At 65.3% G+C, this 18620-nt stretch carries 20 protein-coding genes; 11 read left to right on the forward strand and 9 right to left on the reverse strand.

The genetic code is table 11. The features are described from left to right. Position 1 precedes the first annotated feature (1 nt). The 6 genes from EP376_RS03160 to EP376_RS03185 all read right to left on the reverse strand — a co-directional run bounded on the left by EP376_RS03160 (position 2) and on the right by EP376_RS03185 (position 5806). Complete coding sequence (locus tag EP376_RS03160; RefSeq protein WP_164744849.1) at positions 2-799, reverse strand: SDR family NAD(P)-dependent oxidoreductase; 798 nt, start codon at positions 797-799, stop codon at positions 2-4. Continuing rightward, positions 796-1629 (reverse strand): HAD-IIA family hydrolase, encoded by an 834-nt coding sequence (locus EP376_RS03165; protein ID WP_127654076.1) that lies wholly within the window; start codon positions 1627-1629, stop codon positions 796-798. The genes EP376_RS03160 and EP376_RS03165 overlap by 4 nt, the downstream gene beginning before the upstream one ends. Beyond that, a complete protein-coding gene (locus EP376_RS03170) occupies positions 1626-3095 on the reverse strand; it encodes a biotin carboxyl carrier protein (protein WP_127654077.1) in 1470 nt (489 codons plus the stop codon). Before EP376_RS03170 ends, EP376_RS03165 begins: the two co-directional genes overlap by 4 nt. Next, positions 3092-4450 (reverse strand): acetyl-CoA carboxylase biotin carboxylase subunit, encoded by a 1359-nt coding sequence (locus EP376_RS03175; RefSeq protein WP_127654078.1) that lies wholly within the window; start codon positions 4448-4450, stop codon positions 3092-3094. The genes EP376_RS03170 and EP376_RS03175 overlap by 4 nt, the downstream gene beginning before the upstream one ends. A gap of 1 nt (position 4451) precedes the next feature. Beyond that, positions 4452-4898: an acetyl-CoA carboxylase biotin carboxyl carrier protein gene (locus EP376_RS03180; protein WP_203330885.1), complete on the reverse strand. Its 447-nt coding sequence runs from the start codon at positions 4896-4898 to the stop codon at positions 4452-4454. A gap of 101 nt (positions 4899-4999) precedes the next feature. Then, on the reverse strand, positions 5000-5806 hold the full coding sequence (locus tag EP376_RS03185) for a helix-turn-helix domain-containing protein (RefSeq protein ID WP_127654079.1): 807 nt from the start codon (positions 5804-5806) through the stop codon (positions 5000-5002). A gap of 165 nt (positions 5807-5971) precedes the next feature. On the opposite strand from EP376_RS03185, the gene EP376_RS03190 reads away from it, so the two are divergent. The 3 genes from EP376_RS03190 to EP376_RS03200 are packed head-to-tail and all read left to right on the forward strand — an operon-like array spanning position 5972 to position 8385. Beyond that, positions 5972-6796 carry an ABC transporter substrate-binding protein gene (locus tag EP376_RS03190; protein ID WP_127654080.1) on the forward strand — a complete coding sequence of 275 codons (825 nt, stop codon included), beginning with the start codon at positions 5972-5974 and terminating at the stop codon, positions 6794-6796. After that, the gene (locus tag EP376_RS03195; protein ID WP_127654081.1) at positions 6797-7657 is read left to right on the forward strand and encodes an amino acid ABC transporter permease; all 861 of its coding nucleotides are present in this window, start codon (positions 6797-6799) and stop codon (positions 7655-7657) included. Then, positions 7654-8385: an amino acid ABC transporter ATP-binding protein gene (locus EP376_RS03200; protein WP_127654082.1), complete on the forward strand. Its 732-nt coding sequence runs from the start codon at positions 7654-7656 to the stop codon at positions 8383-8385. Before EP376_RS03195 ends, EP376_RS03200 begins: the two co-directional genes overlap by 4 nt. On the opposite strand, the gene EP376_RS03205 is transcribed toward EP376_RS03200, so the two are convergent. Then, the gene (locus EP376_RS03205; protein WP_127654083.1) at positions 8382-9266 is read right to left on the reverse strand and encodes a UTP--glucose-1-phosphate uridylyltransferase; all 885 of its coding nucleotides are present in this window, start codon (positions 9264-9266) and stop codon (positions 8382-8384) included. The genes EP376_RS03200 and EP376_RS03205 overlap by 4 nt on opposite strands. 78 nt (positions 9267-9344) lie before the next feature. Between EP376_RS03205 and EP376_RS22910 the strand changes: the two genes are divergently transcribed. The 4 genes from EP376_RS22910 to ggpS all read left to right on the forward strand — a co-directional run bounded on the left by EP376_RS22910 (position 9345) and on the right by ggpS (position 13025). Further along, a complete protein-coding gene (locus EP376_RS22910; protein WP_164744850.1) occupies positions 9345-9512 on the forward strand; it encodes a hypothetical protein in 168 nt (55 codons plus the stop codon). An 86-nt stretch (positions 9513-9598) separates the two neighbouring features. Continuing rightward, the gene (locus EP376_RS03210; RefSeq protein ID WP_127654084.1) at positions 9599-10741 is read left to right on the forward strand and encodes an NAD(P)H-dependent glycerol-3-phosphate dehydrogenase; all 1143 of its coding nucleotides are present in this window, start codon (positions 9599-9601) and stop codon (positions 10739-10741) included. Then, the gene (locus EP376_RS03215) at positions 10738-11523 is read left to right on the forward strand and encodes an HAD-IIB family hydrolase (protein WP_127654085.1); all 786 of its coding nucleotides are present in this window, start codon (positions 10738-10740) and stop codon (positions 11521-11523) included. The genes EP376_RS03210 and EP376_RS03215 overlap by 4 nt, the downstream gene beginning before the upstream one ends. Before the next feature lie 14 nt (positions 11524-11537). After that, positions 11538-13025, forward strand: coding sequence for a glucosylglycerol-phosphate synthase (gene ggpS, locus EP376_RS03220; protein WP_127654086.1), 1488 nt, complete (start codon positions 11538-11540; stop codon positions 13023-13025). Positions 13026-13091: 66 nt separating this feature from the next. Here the strand turns inward: ggpS and EP376_RS03225 are convergent, their stop codons facing one another. Together EP376_RS03225 and EP376_RS03230 are read right to left on the reverse strand one after the other, a co-directional pair. After that, on the reverse strand, positions 13092-13610 hold the full coding sequence (locus EP376_RS03225) for a redoxin domain-containing protein (RefSeq protein ID WP_127654087.1): 519 nt from the start codon (positions 13608-13610) through the stop codon (positions 13092-13094). 10 nt (positions 13611-13620) lie between these two features. After that, positions 13621-14082, reverse strand: coding sequence for an OsmC family protein (locus tag EP376_RS03230; RefSeq protein ID WP_127654088.1), 462 nt, complete (start codon positions 14080-14082; stop codon positions 13621-13623). Between the two features lie 99 nt (positions 14083-14181). Here EP376_RS03230 and EP376_RS03235 point away from each other — a divergent pair, with 99 nt between their 5' ends. The 4 genes from EP376_RS03235 to EP376_RS03250 all read left to right on the forward strand — a co-directional run bounded on the left by EP376_RS03235 (position 14182) and on the right by EP376_RS03250 (position 18553). Next, entirely contained in the window at positions 14182-15003 is an 822-nt protein-coding gene (locus tag EP376_RS03235) for an FAD binding domain-containing protein (RefSeq protein ID WP_127654089.1), read from the forward strand. After that, positions 15004-15480: a (2Fe-2S)-binding protein gene (locus EP376_RS03240; protein ID WP_127654090.1), complete on the forward strand. Its 477-nt coding sequence runs from the start codon at positions 15004-15006 to the stop codon at positions 15478-15480. It begins immediately after the preceding gene. After that, a complete protein-coding gene (locus EP376_RS03245; RefSeq protein WP_127654091.1) occupies positions 15477-17852 on the forward strand; it encodes a xanthine dehydrogenase family protein molybdopterin-binding subunit in 2376 nt (791 codons plus the stop codon). The genes EP376_RS03240 and EP376_RS03245 overlap by 4 nt, the downstream gene beginning before the upstream one ends. A 77-nt stretch (positions 17853-17929) precedes the next feature. After that, positions 17930-18553, forward strand: coding sequence for a glutathione S-transferase family protein (locus tag EP376_RS03250; protein WP_127654092.1), 624 nt, complete (start codon positions 17930-17932; stop codon positions 18551-18553). The last annotated feature ends 67 nt before the right edge of the window (positions 18554-18620 follow it).

Below are 18620 nucleotides of genomic sequence, written 5' to 3' on the forward strand. Positions count from 1 at the left end.
GTCATCGCGCCAGAATGCCGCCGTCGATGACCAGCATGTTGCCGGTCATGTAATCCGTGGCAGACGAGGCAAGGTAGACCACGGTGCCGCGTATCTCTGCCGCTTCCGCCAGTCGGCCCATGGGCGTGTAATCCGCCATTTGCTGTGCGTGCTCCGGCGAGCGGGGGCGGGTTTTGGTTCGGAAAAAGCCGGGGATGATCGCGTTTACCTGGATGCCGAGCGAGGCGTATTCCAACGCAAGTTCGCGCGTCAGGCTCACCACCGCGCCCTTGGCCGCGGCATAGGCCGGGCGGGGGAAGATGCCCGCCGCCGCCACGATCCCGAACATTGAGCCGATCATGATCACCTTGCCGCTGCCCTGCGAGACCATCTGCCCCAGCGCGGGGCGCACGGTGTTGTAGACACCATCGAGGTTGACCGCCGTGACCCGGTCCCAGTCCTCGCGGGGCATCTCGTGCAGGCGCCCGGGCTGGGCCTCAGATATCCCGGCATTCGGGATGACGATGTCGAGCGTGCCGAAACGCGCCACGGTTTGCGCCACCGCCGCCTCCATGGCCGCGGCGTCGGTCACGTCGGCGGTGAGGGGCAGCACCTCGGCTCCGGAAATCGTCGCGGCCGTCTCGGCCAGCGTCGCCTCATCGCGATCGAGCAGCGCCAGATGCGCACCGGCCTCGGCCAACGCGGCCGCCATCTCGGCGCCAAGGCCCTGACCAGCGCCGGTGATCAGGGCCGTCTTGCCTGTCAGGTCGAACATCCGGGGAAGGGGCAGGGCGCCGGCCCCGTGGGTATCACCGGTCATGGAGCGGGGAACCATGGCTGCGCGTCGATGCCGGCCAGAGTGTCGAGCAGGAGATGCGCCCGATGCGCGGGCTCGACCGCCTCGAAGGCGGCCGCGTCATAGGCGCCCGTCGTCACGCCGATCGTCAGCGCGCCCGCCGCCCGGCCCATCCGGATCTCCAGCTTCGGATCGTCGCCGATCACGGCGCTGGCCTCGGCGGGCACGCCGGTCAGGCCGCAGGCGATCTCCATTCCGGCGACAGAGGGTTTGCCCATCACCTCGGGCGCGATCCCCGTGCAATGCTCGATCGCGGCGGATACCGCGCCCGGTATCCCCACGATCCGCCCCTTCGAGGAGGCGACGAAGGGCGCGACGGAGCTGGTGAAGGGCTTGGCCCCGTCCCAGATCGCAGCGACGATCGCCTCGAGCGCGTCTGAGGACAGCGCCCGCGTATAGCCCACCATCACTGCACTGACGGGACCCGCGGTCTTGACCGGCTCGACCATCTCGATCCCGGCCTGTGCGAGCGGGGTCCGGATCCCGTCATCGGCCAGCACCATGACCCTTTCGTGGCCGCGCGCCTTCAGAACGCCTGCGGCCACGACCGCCGGCGTCAGGAGATGGCCCGGATCGATCACGAGGCCCGCGTCGGCAAGCCTCGGGTAGTAATGATCGGGCGGAAAGAAGGTGCCGTTGGTATAGGCCACCACGGGCACCCCGCGCGCGCGGGCGAGCTCAAGGGCCTCGACCGCGCCGGGAAGCGGCTCGTAGGTGCCGGTTTCCTTGTCCATCATGGCCAGCGTGCCGTCGATATCGAAGACAAGCGCGCGGATCGGGTGGGGATGGGTCATGGGCGTCCTCCGGACAGCGAGAGTTTGAACCCCGGTTTTTCGACCCGCACCGATCCCAGCCCCTTGCGGGAGGTCAGTTCCCGGATCAGGTCGAGCGCGGGGCGGGTGGCCGGATCATAGCTCCGCCGGGCGGGGCCCGCGGCCTTCATCGCATCGACCTGATCGCCGGGCATGACGGCGCGCAGCAGGAACTCCTCGTCCGGGCAGTCCCTGCCGATCCGCGACCTCAGCTCATCGAGCGAGGCCATCCGCGGCTCATCCTCCAGCTCGCGGGCGCGTTTCGACCCCCTGATCCGATCCTCGACCGCACCGTCCATCGGCATGGCGGGCGTGCCGAACCGGCCCAGCACATAGCGCGTCACCTCATCGGGCACCGTCTGGTAGCGGTCCTCGGAGGTGACGTTCAGCATCGCCTGCGTTGCCACCAGCTGGCTGAACGGCGTGACCATGATCGGATAGCCGAATTCGGCCCGGACGCGCGCGACCTCCTCCAGCACCTGCGGCAGAAGGTGTTCGCGGCCGGTTTCCTTCAGCTGGCGGATCATGGTGCCCATGACCCCGCCGGGGATCTGGTGGCGGAAATAGCCGCGGTCATAATCTCCGGGCCCGCGCGCAGAGAGCCCCTCGGCCCGGGCGAGCGCGGTCATGTAGCCATCCATCTCGGCCACTGCGTCATCGTCGACGTCGACCCGATGGCCCATGTCGCGCAGGTTGGCGGTGGTCTGGCTCATGGCGGGCTGGCCCGTGCCATTCGCCGCCGACGAGGCCGAAGTGTGCAGGCAATCGACGCCCGCCTCCGCCGCCTCGAGGTAGGAAAAGGCCGCAAGCCCGATCGTGGTGTGGGAATGGAATTCGAACGGGACGCGGCCCGCCGCCTGCCTTAGTGCGGGAAAGAGTCTGGCGGCCCGTTCGGGTGAAACAAGCCCGCCGGGATCCTTGACATAGATCTTGTCGAACCGGCCGGAGGCGCACAGCTCCCGGGTCTTGTCGCACCAATGCGCGTCGTCATGAAGCGGCGACAGCGTGAAGGTCAGCGCCGCCACGATCTGAGAGCCGCCCGCACGGCGCGTGACATCGGCCATGTTAAGCATCGCCTGGGTGTCGTTCATCGGGTCCATCACCGCGAACCGCTCGATCCCGTTCTTCACCAGAAGACCGAAGGCGAATTCCATCAGCTCTTCGCTGGCGATTTCCCACGAGATGAAGCGCATGCCCGTGGTCAGGAACGACAGGGGCGTGTTGGGCGTGGCTTCCTTGAAGAGACGGAGCCTCTCCCACGGGTCTTCCTGCTTGAACCGCACAGCCACGGCCATGTGGGTGGAGGTGGTGAAATCGATCGCCTCGAAGCCGATCCTGTCCATAACCGGCGCGATCTGGAGCATCATGCCCGTGTCGAGCCCGGTCGCCCCCCAGTTCGACTGGTTGCCGTCGCGCAGGGTCGTGTCGATCAGCGAAATATCGGTCATGGCGTCGTGTCCATCCGTGTCAGAAGGTCTGGCAGATAGGTCGTGTCGACCCCGCCCGCGACAAAAGCCGCATCCTCCATGATCGCGGCATGAAGCGGGGCGTTGGTCCTGACGCCCTCAAGTCGGATCACGCGCAGGGCGTCGCGCATCCGGGCGATGGCCTCGGCCCGGGTCGCGCCATGGGTGATCAGCTTGGCGATCATGGAATCGTAATGCGGCGGGATCATCGCGCCCGGCTGCATGTGGGTATCGACCCGCAGGCCGGGGAGGGAGGGGAACCAGGCGTCGCTCACCCGCCCCGGCGAGGGCATGAAGTTGTTGCCGATATCCTCCGCGTTCAGACGGCACTCGATGGCATGTCCGACAAGCCCGATATCGTCTTGCGAAAGCGCCAGCGGCTGCCCTTCGGCAATCGCGATCTGGAGGGCGATCAGATCGAGGCCGGTCACCTCCTCGGTCACCGGGTGTTCGACCTGAACCCGGGCATTCATCTCGAGGAAATAGAACTCTTCCCGCGCCACATCGACGAGGAATTCCACCGTTCCGAGGGAGCGGTAGCCTATATGGCGCGCGAAGGCGCAGCCGGCCTCGAGGATGGCTGCGCGCAGCGTGTCGGGCAGATGCGGGGCAGGCGCTTCTTCGACCACTTTCTGATAGCGCCGCTGGATCGAGCAATCCCGTTCGCCGGCGTGCAGCACCTGCATCCCGTCGGACAGGATCTGCACCTCGATATGCCGCCCGGAGGTCACGAGGCGTTCGATATAGACGCGGGCATCGCCGAAGGCCGCCGCCGCCTCTGACATCGCGAGGTCAAGCTGCGAGGCCAGTTCACCCGCGTGATCGACGCGCTTCATCCCGCGCCCGCCGCCGCCCGCCACCGCCTTGATCAGCAAGGGAAAGCCCAGCTCGTCGGCAAGGCGCATCGCCTCTTCGGTGGTCGCGACCGTGGCGCCCGGAACAAGCGGCACGCCCGCATCGCGGGCATGGCCGCGTGCGGTAAGCTTGTCGCCCACGGCCGCAAGGTTGTCGGGGCTGGGGCCGATGAAGATCAGCCCCACGTCGGCGCAGGCCTGCGCAAGATCGCGGTTTTCCGACAGGAAGCCATAGCCCGGATGGATCGCGTCACAGCCCATGCCCTTGGCCGCCTCGATCACCGCGCCGACCGACAGATAGCTCTGGCTTGCCGGGGCGGGGCCAAGACAGACCGCGCGGTCCGCCAGCCGCGCGCCAAGGCTGTCGCGGTCGGCCTCCGACACGCCCAGAACCGTCTCGATCCCGATCGCGCGGGCCGTGCGGATCACGCGAACGGCGATCTCGCCGCGATTTGCGATGAATATCCGGGCGATCCGGGGCATCTCAATCCGGCTTCACACGGATCAGCGTCTGGCCATGTTCGACCATCTCGCCATTCGGGGCCACGATCTCGGTCACGAGGCCGGTCACACCGGCGGTGACCTGGTTCATCAGCTTCATCACCTCGATGATGCCGATCACGCTGTCGGGGCCGACCCTGTCGCCCACCGTGACAAAGGGCGGGGCGCCCGGTTTTGGGGCATGGTAGAAGATACCCAGCAAGGGCGCCGGCACCTCCAATCCTTCGCCGGTCAGTTCTGGTGGTGTCGCGGGGGCAGGTGCCGGCCTTGGGGTGGATGCGGGCTCTGCCGATGGTGCGAGGGGGGCAGGGGCGCCTGCCTTGCGCAGTTCCAGCTTGAGATCGCCCATCTCGAGGGTCAGTTCCTCGAAATCGGAGCCGTCGACAAGCCTGAGGATGTAGTCGATGTCTTCTCGCGTCAGCCCGCTCATCGCACGCGCCTCCCGGTTTGCGGCATCAGGTGGAGCAAGGCTAGGCAGCACGCGCCCGGCGGTAAACGGGTGGTCGCCGCTGGTTTCACCAGGTGAAACATCTAGTGCGACAGCACGCGCCCGATGTCTCGCGCCGCCTCGGTGAGGGGGGGCGCGAAGGCCGCGATCGCGGCGTCGCGGTCGAAGATCCGGCGCGCCCAGGTGATGTTGATCACGCCGGGCACATCCGCGCCCGCGCGGATCGCCACGCCCAGCGAGTCGCGGGCATCATCGGCCTCGGACCGGCCAAGATCGAAATCGCCGCCGAAATCCGGGTCGCGCAGACCAAAGCCGCGGGTGCGCGTTTCGGTCAGAAGCCTGTCCACATAGCCGGGCAGATGCACCACTCTGTCGCCCCGGCGCTGCGACAGGCGCAGTCGGTCAAGCGTGGCCTCGCGCACGTTGTCGGCGCAGGCGGCAAGGTAGGCCCGCCCCGAGGCCGAGCGCAGCATGTTGATCTGGAACCCCACCGGCCCGAGCGGCACCTCCGCGACCCGGGTCCGCGAGGCGTTGGTCTCGAGCACCTCCATATGGGTCAGGCGCGGCGCGGCCAGTACAGATGGCCAGCTGACCTCGCGGCTCAGCCGGTCGAGGATGGGGGAGGCGGCCTCGACCAGTTCGGTCTCCCGGTCGATGGCCTGCGCCAGCGTCGAGAGCGAATAGGAGGCGATATAGGCGTTGTCGGCCATCCTTTGCCAGACGACGCCCTGTTCCGTCAGGGTCTTCAGGATCCGCAGAAGCGTCGCCTTGGGAAGGCCCGAAAGCCGGTGAAGATCGGCCAGCGACAGCGCGCCCGAGCGTTGCAATAGGCGCAGCACATCCAGCCCGCGGGCAAGCGATCGGATCGACTTGACGTTCGGTGTGACCATGGTGACCGCAGTATGGGCGCGCGGGGCGCCGGCGCAATCGGCAATCGGGGCAAAACGGGCAAAGATAGTTGTGAAAGTCGGGCCCCGCCGACCCCGAGGGGGCTGGACAATTTGCCTGCCAGACCCAAACCTAGAGCGAATGAAAAATCACCGGGGAGTCACCACATGAAACGCATCACGACCTCTGCCCTCGCCCTTGTCCTGTCGGCCGGAACCGCCATGGCCATGGGGCACAGCGACTGCGCGGCCGGCAAGACGCTTGTCGAAGACACGCTGACCATCGCCACCGGCAATCCCGCCTATTACCCATGGGTGATGGACGACAATCCCGAAAGTGGCGAAGGCTTCGAGGCGGCCGTCGGCTATGCCATCGCCGAAAAGATGGGCTATGGCCCCGACATGGTGACCTGGGTCCGCACCAGTTTCGACGAGGCGATCCAGCCCGGTGCGAAGAATTTCGATTTCAACATGCAGCAATATTCGATCACGCCCGAACGTGAGGCGATGGTTGATTTCAGCCTGCCTTACTACACCTCCGCGATGGCTGTCCTGACCACCAGCGCCGTCATCGAGGGTGGGGCGGAGCCCACGCTCGAGAGCCTCAAGGGCCTGAAATGGGGCGCCGTGGCCACCACGACCGCTGTCCCGATGCTCAACGAGATCATCCAGCCCGACAGCGACCCGCTTCTGTATAACGACAATGCCGATGTGAACGCCGCGATCATGGCGGGCCAGATCGATGCCGCCCTCTATGACCTGCCCACCGCGCTGTATCTGTCTGCGGTCGTCGTCGATAACGGCGCGCTTCTGGGTCAGTTCCCGCCGGATCAGTCGGAAACGCCCGATCAGTTCGGCCTCCTGATGGAGGAGGGCAACCCGCTCAAGGAATGCGTGGACGCCGCCATCACCGAGCTGACCGAGAGCGGCGAGTTGGCCGCGATCGAGGTCCAGTGGCTGGCCGAGGCGACGGGCGTCCCGGTCATCCAGTAAATGGCCGAGCAGGACCTTTATCAAAGCGCGGCGGGGGATAAACCCGCCGCACCGACCCGGCGCGAAGCCTACGAGGCGTCGGTCAGGCGGCGATCCAACAGGATCGCGCTGACCTCGACGGCGGTTGTGCTTCTGTCGGTCTTCATCCTCGTGCCGCTGGCTCCGGGATGGGAGGCGGTGCAACGGTCCTTCTTCAACGGCGAGGTCTTTGCCAAGACTTTCCCGGGGCTGCTGAACGCCTTCCTTCTGGATGTGATGATCTTTGCATGGTGCGCGCCGCTGATCGCGCTTGTCGGTCTTGGCATCGCGCTTTGCCGCGATGTGCGGGCGCCGGCGCTGTTCCCGCTGCGGCTTTTCGGGGCGGTCTATACGGATGTGTTCCGGGGACTTCCTGTCGTTCTGGTGATCTACCTGATCGGCTTTGGCATTCCGGGTCTCGGCCTGCCGCGACCTTGGAATTCGCCTTATATCTGGGGCTCTCTCGCGCTGATCCTTGTCTATGCGGCCTATGTGGCCGAGGTCATTCGTTCGGGCATCGATTCCATCCACCAGTCGCAGCGCGCGGCGGCGGCCTCGCTGGGCTTGTCGGATGCCGATACGATGCGGTTCGTCGTTCTGCCGCAGGCGATCCGCAACGTGGTTCCCGCGAACATGAACCTGTTCATCGCGCTGCAGAAGGACGTGGCGCTGTTGTCGTTCATCGGCCCGGTCGAGATCTTCCGGCAGGCCGGGGTCTACAAGTCCCTTTACGCCAATTTCACGCCCTATGTGGGCGCTGCGCTGATCTTTCTGGCGCTGACGATCCCGGCGACCCGCTATGCCGATTACCTGATGAACAAGCAGAACAGGCGCCGCAGATGAGCGCGAAATTGTCCTTGCGCGGGGTGCGCAAGAGGTTCGGCGATCACGAGGTCTGCAAGGGCATCGACCTCGACGTGGGCGAGGGCGAGATGGTCTGCCTGATCGGCGCGTCAGGCTCGGGTAAATCGACGCTTCTGCGCTGCATGAACCTGCTCGAGCCGATCGACGATGGGGCGATCTGGCTGGACGGGGACGATATCTCCGAGCCGGGGCGCGACCCGCAGCCGGTGCGCCAGCGCATCGGCATCGTGTTCCAGAGCTATAACCTCTTTCCGCACATGACCGCGTCCGAGAACGTCATGCTGGCGCCGCGCCGGGTCAAGGGGCTGAGCCGGGACGAACTGCGCCCGCAGGTGACGGAGCTGTTCACCCGGTTCGGCCTTGGCGACCGGATGGAGCATTATCCCGACCAGCTGTCCGGCGGGCAGCAGCAGCGCGTGGCGATCATCCGCGCGCTTGCGATGGCGCCCGAAATCATGCTCTTCGACGAGATCACGAGCGCGCTTGACCCAGAACTGGTGGGCGAGGTGCTCGACGTACTGCGCGATCTGCGCCGGCAGGGCATGACGATGGTTCTGGCCACACACGAGATGGGCTTTGCACGCGAACTGGCCGACAAGGTCTGCTTTCTGGATGCCGGCCGTATTCTGGAGCAGGGCCCGCCCGAGGCCGTCTTCGGCGCCCCGCGCGAAGAACGGACCCGGGCCTTCCTGTCGCGCGTGCTTTAGGCCGCGCGGCTGGGCTCGGCTGTCAGGCCGAATTCGGCAAAGACATCCGCGTAATCGGGATCCTGGCTGGCAAGGTGCAGGGTCGCGGCAAGCATTCCGGCCTTCGATCCGCAGTCGAACCGCTGACCGGAAAACCGGAAGCCCCGGAGCCCCAGTCGCGCCGCCCCGCGCGAGATCGCGTCGGTCAGCTGGATCTCGCCGCCCGCGCCGGGGGCCTGCGTTTCAAGATCGGCAAAGATCGACGCGTCGAGCACATAGCGCCCCACGACCGCCTCGCGCGACGGCGCGGTTGCCGGGGCGGGCTTTTCCACCATGCCGCGGGCCTTCATGATCGGGCCGTCCTGTTCTGTCACGGCGAGGATGCCGTATTTCGCGGTCTCCTCGCGCGGCACGGTCATGGTGGCCACCATGTGGCCCCCTTCATGGGCCGCGATCATCTCGGACAGAGCGCCCGGTGTGCCAAGGATCAGGTCATCGGGAAGGATGACCGCCACGGGACCTGGCAGAACCTCGTCCCGGGCGCACAGAACCGCATGGCCCAGACCCAGAGGCTCGGGCTGCATGACAAAGCGCACGTCGTCGGCCACGGGGCAAAAGGCACTTTCGGCCAGATCCTCGGCAAGGCCGTCCTTGCCGCGGGCCTGCAGTTCTGCGCGCAGGGCCTTGTCATCCATCACATGGCGCTCGATCGCCGGTTTGGACGGGTGGGTGACGAAAACCATCCGTTCGATACCCGCCGCGCGGGCCTCGTCGATCGCATACTGGATCAGGGGGGTGTCGATGACCGGGAGAAGTTCTTTCGGCGTCGCCTTGGTCGCGGGCAGGAACCGGGTGCCAAGTCCGGCCACGGGGAAAATGGCGGTGCGCACGCTCTGTGTCATCGAAAAGCCTCCTGTTGAATTGCTGCGTTGCGGAAAAGCATAGGGGCTGAGGTGAGATAGTCAAAAAACGACCAATGAATGTCGCTTTTGATACATGACCTGCTGTATTTTGAGGCTCCGAGCAAGGTGATGTGCACATTTAGTGACCCCGGACGCGCCAATTTCCCGGTTTTGACGGTGCGCTCGGGGCTTTTTGCGGGTGCAGCATTGATTTTGGCGCTGCGGGATGTACATTTTACGACATGAATGGCCTGTAAGCGACATCCCGACCGTCCCATCGCACCCGCTCTCGGTGTGCACCCGACCTCGGCGCAACAAAATCCGGAACAGACATGAAGCATCAGCCTTTTCGCGGCGATCCTCGCCCCTCCCATTCACATGCCTATGACAAGGTTGCCGTGATCGGCGCCGGGTCATGGGGCACAGCCCTGGCCGCGACCCTTGCGCGGGCGGGGGTCGCGACGCGGATTTGGGGCCGCGACGGGGAGGTGGTCGACACGATCAACCGCAGGTCCGAAAACGCACGCCACTTGCCCACGATCGCCCTGCCGCCACGGCTCAGGGCGGTGCATGATCTGTCGTCGGCCCTGCAGGGCGCCGAGGCTGCGCTGATCGTGGTGCCTTCGGGCAGCATACGTACTGTCGCGCGGCAGGTCGCCGAACATGCGCCAAAGGGCATCCCCATCGCCGTCTGCGCCAAGGGGATCGAGGCCGAGACCGGCCTTCTCATGACGCAGGTCGCCGAAGAGGAATTGCCGGGCCACGTGGTGGGCTGCGTCTCGGGGCCGACCTTCGCGCGTGAAACCGCGATGGGCCATCCGACGGCCGCCACGGTGGCCTTTCCCTTTGCCTATGCCGACAGGCTGCGCCCGGATGACAGCCCGGCCGCCCGGCTGGCCATGTCGCTGTCGACAGAAAGCTTCCGGGCCTATGTCTCGGACGATTTGGTGGGGGTCGAGATCGGCGGGGCGGTCAAGAACGTGATCGCCATCGCCTGCGGGATGATGACGGGCGCGGGCTTTGCCGAAAACACGCGGGCGGCCCTGATCACACGCGGCCTCGACGAGATGAAATCTCTGGCCGAGGCGCTGGGCGGCCGGCGCGAGACGGTGACGGGACTGTCGGGCATCGGCGATCTGACACTGACCTGTTCCAGCCCCACCTCGCGCAACATGGCGCTTGGGATGCAACTGGGCCAGCGCGTGCCGCGCGAGCAATGTTTCGACGGCAAGCCGGTGGTCGTCGAAGGCGAGGCCAATGCCCGCTCCGTCACCGATCTGGCCCGCAGGCTGAGCGTCGAGATGCCGATCTGCGAGGCCGTCCGCGCCATTCTCCACGACGGTGCCGATCTTGGCACGACATTCGCCGCGCTGTGGGCCCGCCCCATCGAGGCCGAGCCGAAGGCGATGGACTTGTCCTTCAGCCACCCGGCCTCGGACAGCGCGATCCAGCAATTTGCAGAAAGGTTCTCATGACCCTGATCGAACAGACACGACCCAACCCCGATCTGTCCTCCAAGCCGCTTGTGCTTGCGACCGATCTTGATGGCACCTTCCTTGGCGGGACAGAGCAGGCGCGCCGCGCGCTCTATTCCTGGATTGAGGACAACCGCCACATCGTGGGGCTTGTCTTCGTCACGGGGCGCGATCCCGGCTATATCCGGTCGCTGACCCGATCCAAGGGCATCCCGCGTCCCGATTACGTCGTGGGCGACGTGGGCACGACCATCGCCTCGGTCGATCGCGATCACATGCTGACGCCGATCCCCGAACTGGAGGCCGAAATCGCCACCGCTTGGAACGACGCCTCGGCCCGTGTGCAATCCGCGCTGCACCGGATCAAGGGGCTGAGGCTGCAATCGACGGGCTTTCGCTACCGGGTCAGCTATGATCTCGATGCCGAAACGTTCGACGACAGCGCCCTCGATATCGTGGCGGGGCTTGGTCTGGATGCGCTGGTGTCGGACAACCGGTTCTTCGATGTCCTGCCCAAGGGTGTGAGCAAGGGTCCGTCGCTTCTGCGCCTGATGACGCATCTGGGGATCGAGAACGATCGCTGCCTTGTGGCGGGCGATACGCTCAACGACCTGTCGATGCTGTCGCTTGGCCTTCCGGCCGTGGCAGTCGGCAATTCCGAACCCGCTCTGATCGAGGCGCTGAACGGGGCGCCGCATGTCCACTTCGCGAAAGGCGCGGGGGCCGCGGGCATCGCCGAGGCGATCCTCACACTCAACATGATCGACCGCACCGCAGCCTGAAGAAAGGAGACGCCATGTCATCCGATCTGGTTATCGTCTATCACCGTCAACCCTACGAAGAGGTGGAGGAGGGCGGAAAGACCGTCCTTCGGGAAAACAAGAGCCCGAACGGGATCGTGCCGACGCTGAAAAGCTTCTTCGGCTCGGTCGACCGGGGGGCATGGATCGCGTGGAAGCTGGCAGAGGACCCGTCGAAGCCCGACTTCGACAAGGTGATCGAGATCAACGATGCCTATGGCTCCTACTCGGTCTCGCGTCTGCCGCTTTCGGCCGAACAGGTGAGCGACTTCTATCACGTCACCTCGAAAGAGGCGTTCTGGCCGATCCTTCACAGCTTCAAGGAGCGCTACAATTACGACCCGGTCAACTGGCCGAATTTCCGCGAGGTGAACTGGGCCTTTGCAGAGGCCGCGGCCGCCGAGGCCGCGCAGGGGGCGCTGGTCTGGGTGCATGACTACAACCTGTGGCTTGTGCCCGGTTACCTGCGCAAGCTGCGCCCCGATGTGAAGATTTCCTTCTTCCATCACACGCCCTTCCCGTCGGCCGACATGTTCAACGTCCTGCCCTGGCGCAAGGAAATCGTCGAAAGCCTGCTGGCCTGTGATGACGTTGGCTTCCACATTCCGCGCTATGCGGCGAATTTCGTCTCGGTCGCGCGGAGCCTGTTCGACGTGGATACCGTCGAACGCACCCGCGTGCCGGACAAGTGGATTTCCGAGGGCACGGCGCTGACCGAACGGGCGGTTCCGACGCGGCTGTCCTATGATGGTCACGAAGTGGATATCAGCGTAACACCCGTGGGTGTCGACGTGACCTATATCGATGAGCAGGCCCGCTCTGACGCCGCGCGCGACAAGGCCGCTGTGATCCGCGCAGAACTGGGCGATGCCCAGCTGATCCTGTCAGTCGGCCGCACGGACTACACCAAGGGGGGCATCGAACAGCTCAGCTGTTTCGAACGCCTCCTGGAAGCCGATCCCGATATGCGGGGCAAGGTGCGGCTGATGCATGTCTCGGTCTCGGCCAACCGCAACATGACCGCCTATGAGGAGATCCAGAACGAGATCGAACAGATTGCGGGCCGGATCAACGGCCGCTTCGGCACGCTGGACTGGCAGCCGATCACGCTGATTTCCCGCGCGATCCCGTTCACGGAACTGGTCTCGTATTATCAGGCCGCCGATGTGGCATGGATCACGCCGCTGGCGGACGGGATGAACCTCGTGGCCAAGGAATATGTCGCCTCGCGGATCGACGGCGACGGCGTTCTTGTCCTGTCGGAATTCGCGGGCGCCGCGGTCGAAATGGGCGATGCGGTCATCACCAATCCGTTCTCCAACCGCTCGATGGACAGCGCGATTCGCGCGGCCCTCGATATGCCCGAGGTGCAGCGCCGAGACCGGATGGCCCGCCTGCGCCGCGCGGTCGAGGAAACGGATGTGCGGGACTGGGCGCCCAAGAGCCTTCTGGCCTACAAGGCGCCGGTCGTTCCCGCGGCCTGAGACGGGCTGGCGCGAAACGAAAAAGGCCGGGCAGAGCGCCCGGCCTTTTCACCTTTGGGGTATGCTTCAGCTGACGCCGCGCGCGGGATATCCCTTGTCCACAGCGAACGGCACCTTGGAGAGCAGGAATTCCAGATCGGGCCGCGACCATGGCATGTTCGAGATGTCGATCAGGTAGAGCCGTCCGTCGGGCCGGACCCAGTAAAGGCCGGGCTCGCAGAACATGTCGGCCTCGGCTTCCTTGATCGAGTTCGAGATCCACAGACCCCAGCTGCGCGCCGTGGCCTCATCCAGCGAATGCGCGATCTGAAGGTTCTTCAGCCCCCAGTCCGCCTTGGTCTGTTCGGCCAGTTTGCCCGTGTTCATCGAGGCCGCAACGACCGAGAAGCCGGCCTCTTCATAGGCCGGAACAAGTGCGTCGAGCTTGCCGAGATAGCTTTGGCAGACCGGGCAATGCAGACCGCGATAGAACACGACCATGGTGAAATTGGCGGGCGTCTGCGCCGCAAGGTCGAAGGTGCCGCCGCCGACAAGGGGCAGGGACAGGGCCGGAGCCTGGGCTTCCGGCATGAGTTTGTATGTCATGTGCTTTCCTTCAAAGGGGTTTCGTCGACCAGTTTTCCGTAATCGTCGTGCCCGCGGCACGCATCACCTTGGCGACCGGGCAGAACCGGGCGAGATCGGCTTTCATGGCCTCCATCTGCTCGGGCGTGCCATCTGTGGCCACGTCGATATCCATGATGACGTCCGGGAACGGAACGTCGATCTCTTCCATCAGCATGGTGCCGCGGCGGTCGAATTTCGCGGTCAGGACGATGGTCATCTCGCCCATCTCGAAGCCCATCTGCTGGGCGATCCGCTTGGAGATGACGTTGGTACAGCCGATCAGGGACGACATCAACGTCTCGGTCGGGGTGAGGCCCATGTTGGTGCCATCCCGCTCGAACGGCTCGTCGATCGTGCTTGCGACGTCGCGCGCGGTAATCTGCGAACGGGCATGCGTCTCGCCCGTCCCGGTCACTTTCATCTGCACGACTGTCTTTGGTCGGATCGCCATGTCGTCTCCCCGCTTGCTATTTATAGAATGATAAATAAGCTGCGGGTCAGGGAGATGTCACGTCACCATATCGTGGCTTGATATGCAGGGAGGATAGCTGTGAAAGCTCAGGATTTCCGCTATGAGCGTCCGTCCACCATGGACGAGGCGCTTGCGATTCTGGCAGATACGGATCAGGAGGCGCAGCCGCTTGCCGGCGGGCAAAGCCTGATGCCGATGATGAATTTCCGACTGGCCGCGCCGGACGTGCTGGTGGATCTGGGGGGTGTGCCGGAACTGTCCGGCATCTGCGAGGATAACGGCGAGATCGTCATCGGCGCGATGACGCGGTACCGCGATCTCATGGCCTCCGAGATGGTGGCGCGCGACGTGCCGCTGCTGGCCGCGGCGCTGCCGCATATCGCGCACCCCGCGATCCGCAACCGCGGCACCCTCGGTGGAAGCCTCGCGCTGTCGGACCCGGCAGCCGAAAGCCCGGCCGTTCTTCTGGCGCTGGGCGGCAGCGTCGATCTGAGGTCGGCCAGCGGGCAACGCAGCGTGGCGGCGGACGAGTTTTTCTTCGGGCTCTACGAGACGGCCCGTCAGCCCGAGGAACTGATCACCGCTGTTCGCCTGCCAAAGGCGGCGCCCGGACATCGCTTCGGGTTTTACGAAATCACCCGGCGGCATGGGGATTACGCGATGATCGGCGTCGCGGTCGCGCAGGCGCCCGATTGGCGGATCGCCTTCTTCTCGGTCGCGGGCACGCCGCTCCGCGCCACGGACGCCGAGGCTGTGCTGAATGCGGATGCCTCGGATATCGACGCCGCCGTCGCCGCGCTTGCCTCGCTCGAGATCGACGGCGACCGGCATGGCGATCCTGCGATGAAACGGCATCTGGCCGGCGTTGCACTGCGCCGCGCCATCGGAGGGATGAGCTGAATGAGCCAGACACAAGATATCACCGTCACCATCAATGGCGAGACGATCCACGCGACCGTTCCGGTGCGCCAGAACCTTGCCGATTTCCTGCGCAACGGGCAGGGGCTGACCGGCACCCATGTGGGCTGCGAGCATGGCGTCTGCGGGGCCTGCACGCTCCTGATGGATGACCAGACAGTCCGGTCCTGCCTGACACTGGCCGTGCAGGCCGATGGCGCCTCGATCACCACGATCGAGGGGCTTGGCGCGCGCCCCGATACAAAGGCGCTGAAGGCGGCCTTCACCAACCGCAACGCCCTGCAATGCGGCTATTGCACGCCGGGCATGCTGGCGTCGGCGCTCGAATACATCGAAAGCGGTGCGCCCGCCGATCGCACCGCGATCCGGGAGCACCTGTCGGGCAATTACTGCCGCTGCACCGGGTATCAATCCATCGTCGACGCCGTGTGCGAAACCATCGAAGGGAGGCAGTCATGAGCGGACCTCTGACAGATCTGGACCGGCCGAACAGCTATATCGGTCGCGCGGTGCCCCGCGCGGATGCCGCCCGCCTTCTGGAAGGGCGGGGCCGCTTCGTGGATGATCTGCAACTGCCACGCATGTTGCATGCCGCCTTCCTGCGATCCCCCTATGCCCATGCCCGGGTGAACGGCTTCGATCTCGAGGCCGCGCGCGCTGTGCCGGGGGTCCATACCATCCTGACGGGCAAGGACCTCGAAGGCGTGGTCGAACCCTATGTCGGCGTCCTGAGCCACCTCGCGGGCCTTCAGTCGGCGCCGCAGATGCCGATGGCCGTCGATGTCGCCCGCTGGCAGGGCGAACCGCTGGTGATGGTCATCGCCGAGAGCCGCGCCATCGCCGAGGATGCGCTGGGCCTGATCGAGGCCGATCTCGACCCGCTCGATCCGGTCACCGACCCCGAGGCCGCGCTTGAGCCGGGTGCAGCCCTGATCCACGACAGCCTCGGGTCGAACCTCGCGTGGGAACGCACGGTCGATGTGGGGGACGTGGACGCGGCCTTTGCCGCCGACGGTGTCACGACGGTCGAGCGCAGCTTCACCTTTGGCCGGCATACCGGCGTCACGCTGGAAACCCGGGCCGCTGTGGCGGCGTTCGATCCGTCGACCGATCAGCTGACGTTCTGGTATTCGGGGCAGGCGCCCCACATGATGCAGTTCATCTTCGCCAAGCATCTTGGCCTGATGGAAGAGGACGTGCGCGTCATCGCCCATGACGTAGGCGGCTCCTTCGGGATCAAGATCCATACCTATGGCGACGAGGTGGCCACGGCGGCGGCGGCAAAGTTGCTGGGCCGGCCGATAAAATTCGTGGCCGACCGGCTGGAAAGCTTTCAGACAGATATCCACGCCCGCGATCACATCGTGAAGGGGCGCATGGGCCTGACGGCCGACGGCAAGATCGCCGCGCTGGAATTCGATGACATCACCGGGATCGGGCCGTTCTCGATGTATCCGCGCACCTCGGCCATCGAGGCCAACCAGGTGCTCAACCTGACCGGCGCGCCCTATGAGATCGAGAATTACCGCGCCCGGTCGCGCGTCGTGTTCCAGAACAAGAACCTGATGTGCCAGTATCGCGCGGTGGGCCATCCGATCGCCATGGCGATCTGCGACTGCCTGCTTGAGGATGCCGCGCGCGAGATCGGGATGGACGTGGCCGAGGTCCGCAGACGGAACCTGATGGCCGATGACAGCTATCCCCGGCAATCGGCCTCTGGCATGAAGCTGGCCGATCTGAGCCACCAGCAAAGCCTCGAGAAACTTCTCGAGATCATGGACTACAACGGCCTGCGCGCCGATCAGGCACAGGCCCGCAAATCGGGCGTCTACCGCGGGATCGGTCTTGTGAGCATGGTCGAGGTCACCAATCCGTCGCCCGCCTTCTACGGGATCGGCGGCGCCCCCATCGCAAGCCAGGACGGCGCGACCGTGCGGCTGGATGCGGGCGGTGGATTGCGGATCAGTTCCTCGGTGACCGAACAGGGGCAGGGGACGAACGGCATCCTTGCCCAGATCGCGGCCGATCGGTTCGGCATCCCGATCGACAGGGTCCGGGTCACGACCGGCGACACCGACACCGTGCCCTACGGTGGCGGCACATGGGCATCGCGCGGGGCCGGCATCGGCGGCGAGGCGATGTTGCAGGCCGCGGTCGCGCTTCGCGATCAGGTGCTCGACGTGGCGGCGGTCATGCTTCAGACCGAACCCTCCAAGCTGGATATCCGCGACGGTGCGGTGACCGATCTTGACGGGTCCGAGCGCATGACCCTGTCCGATCTGGCCCGCACGGTCTATTATCGCGGCAACGAATTGCCCTCGGACATGAAGCCCGAACTTGTGGCGACCCGCCACTACAGGGTCACCGATTTCCCCTTCGTCTTTACCAATGGCGCGATGGCCGCCCAGGTCGAGGTCGATGTGGAAACGGGGATGGTCAAGGTCCTGGGCTTCTGGGCCGTCGAGGATTGCGGCCGGGTGATCAACCCGATGCTCGTCGATGAACAGGTGCGCGGCGGTGTCGTGCAGGGGATCGGCGGCGCGCTCTACGAGGAATGCCTTTATGACGAGGAAGGGCAGTTGCTGAACGCATCGATGGCAGATTATGAAGTGCCCATGGCCGCCGAGATGCCCGATATCGTCGTGGCGCATGTCGAAACGCCGACACGGACCTCCGAGCTTGGCGCCAAGGGCGCGGGCGAGGCGGGGACGGGCGGTGCACCGGCGGCGCTGATGAATGCCGTCAACGACGCGCTGTCGCCTCTGGGGGGACGGATCCACCAGATGCCGATGACGCCCGAACGTATCCTCAAGGCGTTGGGCACGGTGTAATCCGCAGCCCTCCCGACGACCGGGACGCCAAATCTGTCACACAATGACGCGCCGGTTGGGCGCGAAGGAATGAGTTCATGACAACCCTGTGCTACGCGAAAAAGACCTGCTCCATCGGCATCCACGTGCTGATGGAGGAGATCGGGGAACCTTACGATTTGCGGATCGTGGATTTCTCGAAGAAGGAACAGAAGACGCCGGAATACCTCGCGCTGAACCCGAAGGGCAAGGTCGCGGCGCTGGTGCGCGACGACGGAAGCGTGGTGACGGAATTCGCGGCAATCGCCATCTGGCTGGCGCGCCAGCACCCCGAAAAGAACCTCTTGCCCGAAGATACCGAAGGTCTGATCCGCACGCTCGAGGCCATGGATTTCATCATCGGCACCGTTCACATGCTGTCGTGGCGGATGTACCGGCGCCCGGACGCCTATTCCGACATCCCCGAGGCGATCGAGCAGCTGAAGGTCCGCGGCAAGGACGCGATGATGGCGGCACTTGCCGTGGTCGACGAACAGCTTGAGGGCAAGGAATGGGTCATGGGCGACACCTTCACCATCGCCGATACCGCCCTCTATTATAACGAATATTGGGCCGTTGACGTGGCGGGCTGGGAGCTGCCGCCCAACGTCATGGCGCATTACGAGCGGATGAAGCAGCGTCCCTCCGTTCAGGCCAGTCGCAAGCTGGAAGGCGTCGACTGAGGCGCGCCAGCCGGACGGCATGGTCCTGGACCTGACCGAAGTTCGATCATTGGTCGCGGCGGCGTGC

It is taken from the genome of Alexandriicola marinus (genome assembly GCF_004000435.1).
Classification (GTDB): domain Bacteria; phylum Pseudomonadota; class Alphaproteobacteria; order Rhodobacterales; family Rhodobacteraceae; genus Alexandriicola; species Alexandriicola marinus.